The 6,142-nt window shown below is 69.9% G+C and carries 5 protein-coding genes and 2 riboswitches; of the genes, 3 read left to right on the top strand and 2 right to left on the bottom strand.

Going from position 1 to position 6,142, the window contains the following annotated elements; all coding sequences use genetic code 11:
- Window positions 1-45: 45 nt before the first annotated feature.
- Window positions 46-154: riboswitch (glycine riboswitch) on the bottom strand.
- A 6-nt stretch (window positions 155-160) separates the two neighbouring features.
- Window positions 161-260, bottom strand: a riboswitch (glycine riboswitch).
- Between the two features lie 241 nt (window positions 261-501).
- Window positions 502-1,152 (bottom strand): hypothetical protein, encoded by a 651-nt coding sequence (locus tag OPU66_RS03495; RefSeq protein ID WP_498552216.1) that lies wholly within the window; start codon window positions 1,150-1,152, stop codon window positions 502-504.
- Between the two features lie 110 nt (window positions 1,153-1,262).
- Here OPU66_RS03495 and ispH point away from each other — a divergent pair, with 110 nt between their 5' ends.
- Window positions 1,263-2,225: a 4-hydroxy-3-methylbut-2-enyl diphosphate reductase gene (gene ispH, locus OPU66_RS03500; RefSeq protein WP_498552217.1), complete on the top strand. Its 963-nt coding sequence runs from the start codon at window positions 1,263-1,265 to the stop codon at window positions 2,223-2,225.
- A gap of 105 nt (window positions 2,226-2,330) precedes the next feature.
- Complete coding sequence (locus tag OPU66_RS03505) at window positions 2,331-2,981, top strand: Npun_F0296 family exosortase-dependent surface protein (RefSeq protein WP_498552218.1); 651 nt, start codon at window positions 2,331-2,333, stop codon at window positions 2,979-2,981.
- A 51-nt stretch (window positions 2,982-3,032) separates the two neighbouring features.
- Here OPU66_RS03505 and OPU66_RS03510 read toward each other — a convergent pair whose 3' ends face one another.
- The gene (locus tag OPU66_RS03510) at window positions 3,033-4,343 is read right to left on the bottom strand and encodes a DEAD/DEAH box helicase (protein WP_498552219.1); all 1,311 of its coding nucleotides are present in this window, start codon (window positions 4,341-4,343) and stop codon (window positions 3,033-3,035) included.
- Window positions 4,344-4,603: 260 nt separating this feature from the next.
- Between OPU66_RS03510 and OPU66_RS03515 the strand changes: the two genes are divergently transcribed.
- On the top strand, window positions 4,604-5,980 hold the full coding sequence (locus OPU66_RS03515; RefSeq protein WP_498552220.1) for a M20/M25/M40 family metallo-hydrolase: 1,377 nt from the start codon (window positions 4,604-4,606) through the stop codon (window positions 5,978-5,980).
- The last annotated feature ends 162 nt before the right edge of the window (window positions 5,981-6,142 follow it).

The following is a 6,142-nucleotide window of genomic DNA, read 5'->3' on the forward strand; positions in this document are numbered from 1 at the left end:
GGTCTCCGTGAAAGGACAGCCGAACCCGCCCGGTCAAGGCAGGTTCAAGCCCCCTCTGTCACGGAACCTGAGAGCTTTCGCCGTGCGGCGCACCGCCCGGCTTACCCCTTCGGTGGCCACGGCCGGAGCCGGGGCGCTTTCCAGAGTGCCGTCTGTCGATAAGGCCCGCGCGGTCCCACAGCCTGAGAGATTCCGGGGCGGTTGCTCCTTCGGCGTCCCCCGCCCCCAAGGGGACGGAAAAACTCTCCCGCGCGGCCTCCGGCGGATGCCCGCCGACGGCCCGCACGCCTTGGCGGGCGACGCCTGCCGAGTCAACCGCCCGCAGGCGGGGGATGATGGTTTGTGGCGCGGCTGACGGCAGGTTGTCGGTTGCGCGGCTTACGCCGCGGGGGGCGGCGTTGTCTGTGCCGCGCCTCCCGGCAGGTTGTCGGTTGCGCGCCTCCCGGCGCGGGGTGCGGGCCGGTGCCGCAGAATGCGCGACAGCGCATTCCCAGACAATGCTCAGCGCGTGACGTTGTAGCGCAGCTGTTCGGGCGTCAGCTGGAAACCGACCAGCAGCTCAAAGCTGGCCCGCGCCACCGCCTGACGGACCAGCGGATCGGCCATCGGGTCGATCGCCGCATCCTGGTCGCCGGCGCGGCGGCGACGGGTGATGCGGTCGCGCACCTCTTCGGGCAGCACGGCGGCGGAGGCGGCGACCACCGCCTGGCCGCTGGCCGATGCCGTCGCCCGGTCCTGCCCGTCGGCGAAATCGAGCGTGACGCGGCTGATCCGCTTGGCAACGACGACATTGCCGCCGCGCACCACGGTCGCGAAATAGGGCAGCACCACCTGCCGCGCGCCACGCGCATCGCTGCGCCGGGCCGACACCTCGAAAGTCGCGGTGGCGACGATTTCCGGCCCGGTCTCGTCGCACACGACGCGCAGATTGGTCATCGTCGCGACCAGATCGATGGCGGCGGCATCGGGCTGCGCCGCCTGCCCGGCCGTGCCGCGGAACAGGGTCACGTCGCCGGTGTAAGCGGGAATGCCGCTTGCCGGGCATGGACTGCGCGCGACGCGCATCCCGCCGGTGGGATCAAGCTCGCCGTCGCGCGCGCAGGCGGCAAGCGACAGGAAGGACGCGGCGATCAGGACGGACCGAAGGAGCAACGGGTAAAGCCTCGACAAAATGGGGGCGGACCGCCTGAACCGGGCAATCGCCAACAAAGCATAGGAAGGCGCTTCAAGCAGGGCAAGCAATCGCGTAGACAGCAGACACTATGGCCGAACGCTCCCCCCCGACGCTCCCCCCGCTCAAACTCCTGATCGCCGCGCCGCGCGGCTTCTGCGCCGGTGTCGACCGGGCGATCCGCATCGTCGAACTGGCGATCGAGAAGCATGGCGCGCCCGTCTATGTGCGCCATGAAATCGTCCACAACAAATATGTCGTCGATTCGCTGAAGGCGAAGGGGGCGGTGTTCGTCGAGGAACTGGACGAGGTGCCCGACGACGCCCATGTCGTGTTCTCCGCACATGGCGTGCCCAAATCGGTGCCGGCGACCGCCGAGGCGCGCGGGCTGGATTATCTGGACGCCACCTGCCCGCTGGTCAGCAAGGTGCATCGCCAGGCCGAACGGCTGGTCGAACAGGGCCGGCACATCCTGTTCGTCGGCCACAAGGGCCATCCCGAGGTGATCGGCACCTTCGGTCAGGTGCCCGACGGGCAGATGACGCTGATCGAAAGTGTGGCCGATGCCGAGGCGATTGCGGTCGGCGATCCCGCCAACCTTGCCTATCTGACCCAGACCACCCTGTCGGTCGACGACACGGCGGAGATCGTGGCGACGCTCGAGCGGCGCTTCCCGGCCATTCAGGGCCCGCGCGGCGAGGATATCTGCTACGCGACCTCGAACCGGCAGGCAGCGGTCAAGGCGATTGCCGCGGCGTGCGATTTCATGCTGGTGATCGGCGCGCCCAACAGCTCCAACTCGCTGCGCCTCGTCGAGGTGGCGGAGCGCGAGGGGATCAGCGCGCGGATGATCCAGCGCGCCGCCGAGATCGATTTCGGCTGGCTGGACGGGGTCAGGACGCTCGGCATCACCGCCGGCGCATCGGCACCCGAGATTCTGGTCCGCGAAGTCGTCGCGCGGCTGGCCGAACGGTTCGACGTCACCGAGGAAGAGGTGACGACCACGACCGAACGGATGGTGTTCAAACTGCCCCGGGGGCTGGAAGCGGCCTGACCAACGGCCCGACCGACCCGGCTCATCGCCGGGAACAGCATCGCCAACCCGTTGTTTACCGGCCCGGCCCCATGATGCGGGCCAGGTCCAGCCAAGGGGTTATCGATGCGCAACATTTACCGGGCCAATATTTGCCGGGCGGCGTGCGCGCTTGCCATTCTGTCCGCACTTCCGGCCCCTGCCGGCGCTGCGACATTCGTGTTCGAACCGGGGTCGGGATCGGTCCTGCCCACCGAAACGGTGATGTTCGATTTCAACGATCCGGCGCGCGACACTCTGGTGACAGGCACGCGCTTCCGCTTCCTGACCGGTACGTCGGGCGACGGCGCGCTGCCGGCGGCGGGCGACCGGTCGCGCTATCTGTCGGTGCTGGCGGGCGGCGAGGCGCGGATCGCGTTCGACGCCCCGGTGTTCGGCTTCTCGGTCGATCTGGGATCGCTCGACAGCTATAATCTGCTGACGCTCAACTTTGTCGGCGGTGGCGTGCAGAGCTTTACCGGCGGACAGCTGGTCGCGCTGCCCGACGGCAATCAGAGCGCTGCGCGCACCAATGGCCGCTTCCGCTTCACCGCCGATCAGGGCCAGCAGATTGCCGGCGTCACCTTCGGTTCGGGCGGCAACTCATTCGAAATCGACCGGCTGGCGGCGGCGCCGGTGCCCGAACCGGCGATGTGGGCGATGATGCTGGGCGGGTTCGGGCTGCTCGGCGTCATCATGCGCCGGCGCAGCCGCGCCCGCCAGCACCGGCTGGCCTGACGGCCGGACGGCCGGGCGCGGGCCATTTGCGGCACGCGCCCGAACGCCTCGTCAGCCCATTTTCTTGACCGCGCCGCGATGCGCGCCGACCGGCCCGCGCCGGCCGCGGAACGGCCGCTTCGGCCGGTCGCCGGCCGGGGCCTGACGCGCCTGTTCGTGGCGGCGCTGCGCGGTCGGCTTGACCGGGGTCTGGGCGGGCTGGGGCAACGAAGCCTTGATCCGGTCGAACCCCTCGGGCAGCGGCAGCGGCGTCAGCGCGATCTTGGTCAGCCGCTCGATCTGGCGCAGCCACTGGCCTTCCTCGCCCGCCTTGTCGACCAGGCTGATCGCCCGCCCCTCGCGCCCGGCACGCGCGGTGCGGCCGATGCGGTGGACATATTGTTCGGGCACGTTGGGCAGTTCGAAGTTGAACACATGGCTGACGCCCGACACGTCGATGCCGCGCGCGGCAATGTCGGTTGCCACCAGAATCTTGATCTCGCCCTGACGAAAGGCCTGGAGCGCCTGGGTGCGCTGCGGCTGGCTCTTGTTGCCGTGAATGGCCGCGCAGCCGATGCCCGCCGCCTGCAGATGGCGGACGACCTTGTCCGCGCCATGCTTGGTGCGGGTGAACACAAGCGCCCGGTCGATCTGCTCGGCCTTCAGCATTACGGTTAGCAGCGCCTGCTTCTCGCGCTGGCTGACAAAGGTGACGAACTGCTCGACCCGCTCGGCGGTGGAGGCAACCGGCGTCACCGCGACCTTGACCGGATCGGTCAGGAAACGGTCGCCCAGATCGGCGATCGTCTTGGGCATGGTGGCGGAGAAGAACAGATTCTGCCGCCGCGCGGGCAGCAGCTTTTCGATCCGCTTCAGCGCATGGATGAAGCCGAGGTCGAGCATCTGGTCGGCCTCGTCGAGCACGAAGATCTCGACATCGCGCAGGCTGAGCGCGCGCTGGTCGATCAGGTCGAGCAGCCGCCCCGGCGTGGCGACGAGCACATCGACGCCCGCACGCAGCTTGTTGACCTGACGGCCGATCGGCACGCCGCCAAACACGGTTTCGACCGACAGGCGCAGGAAGCGGCCATAGGTGCGGAAGGATTCGGCGATCTGCGCGGCCAGCTCGCGCGTCGGCGACAGGACGAGCATCCGGCAGCCCTGCAACGGCCGCGGCTTGGGATGGCGGGAGAAATAATCGAGGCTGGGCAGCGCGAACGCCGCCGTCTTGCCGGTGCCGGTCTGGGCGATGCCGCACAGGTCGCGCCCTTCGAGCAGCGGCGGGATCGCCTGACGCTGGATCGGCGTCGGGTCGGCATAGCCCTTGGCGGCGAGCGCCTTGAGGATCGGCTCGGCAAGGCCAAGGTCTTTGAACTGGGTCATGGAAATCTTTCGCAAATGGCGGTGCGCGGCACGCGCAAAGGCACGCCGCGATCGCGGGGGGTTCGACAACCCGCGTGAAAAGGGAAGCCTGGGGGCAAGCGCTGCTGGGACCGGCCGGGCTCGACCAATGTCGAGCTGTTCACGCTGCCGGTTCGTCGGGGTCAGGCCCCGCGCGCATCGGCCATATGGGCGAGGATTGCGGCGGAAGCAAGGCCGCCGGCCCCATTTGCGCCGGCAGGCAGCCGGGCTATCACCGGGGCATGACCAGCATCGCCCCCCTGACCGCCCGCGCGCCGCTACCCGCCCGCGCCCGCGTCACACGCCGTGCAGCAGCGGCTTTTGCCGCCGCCGCGCTCGCATTCTCCGCCCCCGCGCTCGCCGGGCTGAGCGCGCCGGAACGCAAGATCGCGGCGACCGTCGATGCCGAATATGAACGCCACGTCGCGCTGCTCGAACGGCTGGTCAACCAGAACTCCGGCTCGCTCAATCTGGACGGCGTGGAAAAGGTCGGGCGGATGATGCGCGCCGAGCTGGAGGCGCTGGGCTTTGCCGTCAAATGGGTGCCGATGGCGGCGGCCGGGCGCGCCGGGCACATCATCGCCACCCGCAAGGGCGACGGACGCGGCCGGCGGATGCTGCTGATCGGCCATCTCGACACGGTGTTCGAACCCGATTCGCCGTTCCAGCGCTTTGTCCGCACCAGGAACGGCGACGGCGACCGCGCCGAAGGGCCGGGCGCGGGCGACGACAAGGGCGGCATGGTGGTGATGGTCGCGGCGCTGCGCGCGATGCAGGCGGCCGGCACGCTCGACCGCGCCGATCTCGAGATCGTGCTGACCGGCGATGAGGAAGATGTCGGCGATCCGGTCGCCACCGCCCGCGCCGACCTGATCGCCGCCGGCCGCCGCGCCGATGTCGCGCTCGATTTCGAAGGGCTGATCGTGATCGACGGGCAGGACTGGGGCTCGATCGCGCGGCGCAGCTCGAACAGCTGGACGGTGCGGGTGACGGCCAGGGGCGGGCATTCGAGCGGGGTGTTCTCGCCCGCCGCCGGCGACGGCGCGATCTATGCGCTGGCCGGCATCCTTGCCGAGTTCCGGGCCGAGCTGCCCGAACCCAATCTGACGTTCAACACCGGGCTGATCGCGGGCGGCGCGCAGGCAACGCTCGACAAGGACGGCATCCGCGCGACCGCGGCGGGCAAGACCAACATCATCCCCGAAACCGCGATCGCGCGCGGCGACCTGCGCACCCTGTCCGACGCGCAGACGCAGCGGGTGAAAGCGCGGATGCAGGCGATCGTCGCCCGCCCCCGCCCCGGTGCGACCGCCGAGCTGAGCTTTGATCCCGGCGGCTATCCGGCAATGGCCCCGACCCCGGGCAACCGCGCGCTGCTCGCCACGCTCAACAGCGTCAATGCCGATCTGGGGCTGAAGGCCATGCCCGAGCTCGATCCGCTCAAGCGCGGCGCGGGCGACATCTCGTTCGTGGCCGGCATGGTCGACGGGCTGGCGGGCCTTGGCACCGACAGCTGGGGCGATCATGCGCCGGGCGAGACGGTCGACCTCGACAGCATCCGCCGCCAGGCCAAGCGCGCCGCGATCCTGATGACCCGGCTGGCGCGCGCGCCGCGCTGAGGATCGGCCGGGACAGGTGGGGTGCGGGGAAGTTTGTTTGCGCGCCGGGTTTTCGGTTGCGCGCCTCACGGCGCGGGGGCGGCACCGGGTTGTTTGTGGTGCGGCTCACGCCGCACGGGCGGCACCGGCCCGCACCCCCACCCGGCCTCCCATAGCGTATCC

The organism is Sphingomonas sp. URJC2 (assembly GCF_059803575.1).

What these genes read in the sequence shown, in the direction of transcription:
- OPU66_RS03515 (WP_498552220.1), top strand. Translation starts at nt 4,604, where the DNA reads ATGACCAGCATCGCCCCCCTGACCGCCCGCGCGCCGCTACCCGCCCGC.
- OPU66_RS03505 (WP_498552218.1), top strand. Translation starts at nt 2,331, where the DNA reads ATGCGCAACATTTACCGGGCCAATATTTGCCGGGCGGCGTGCGCGCTT.
- OPU66_RS03510 (WP_498552219.1), bottom strand. Translation starts at nt 4,343, where the DNA reads ATGACCCAGTTCAAAGACCTTGGCCTTGCCGAGCCGATCCTCAAGGCG.
- ispH (WP_498552217.1), top strand. Translation starts at nt 1,263, where the DNA reads ATGGCCGAACGCTCCCCCCCGACGCTCCCCCCGCTCAAACTCCTGATC.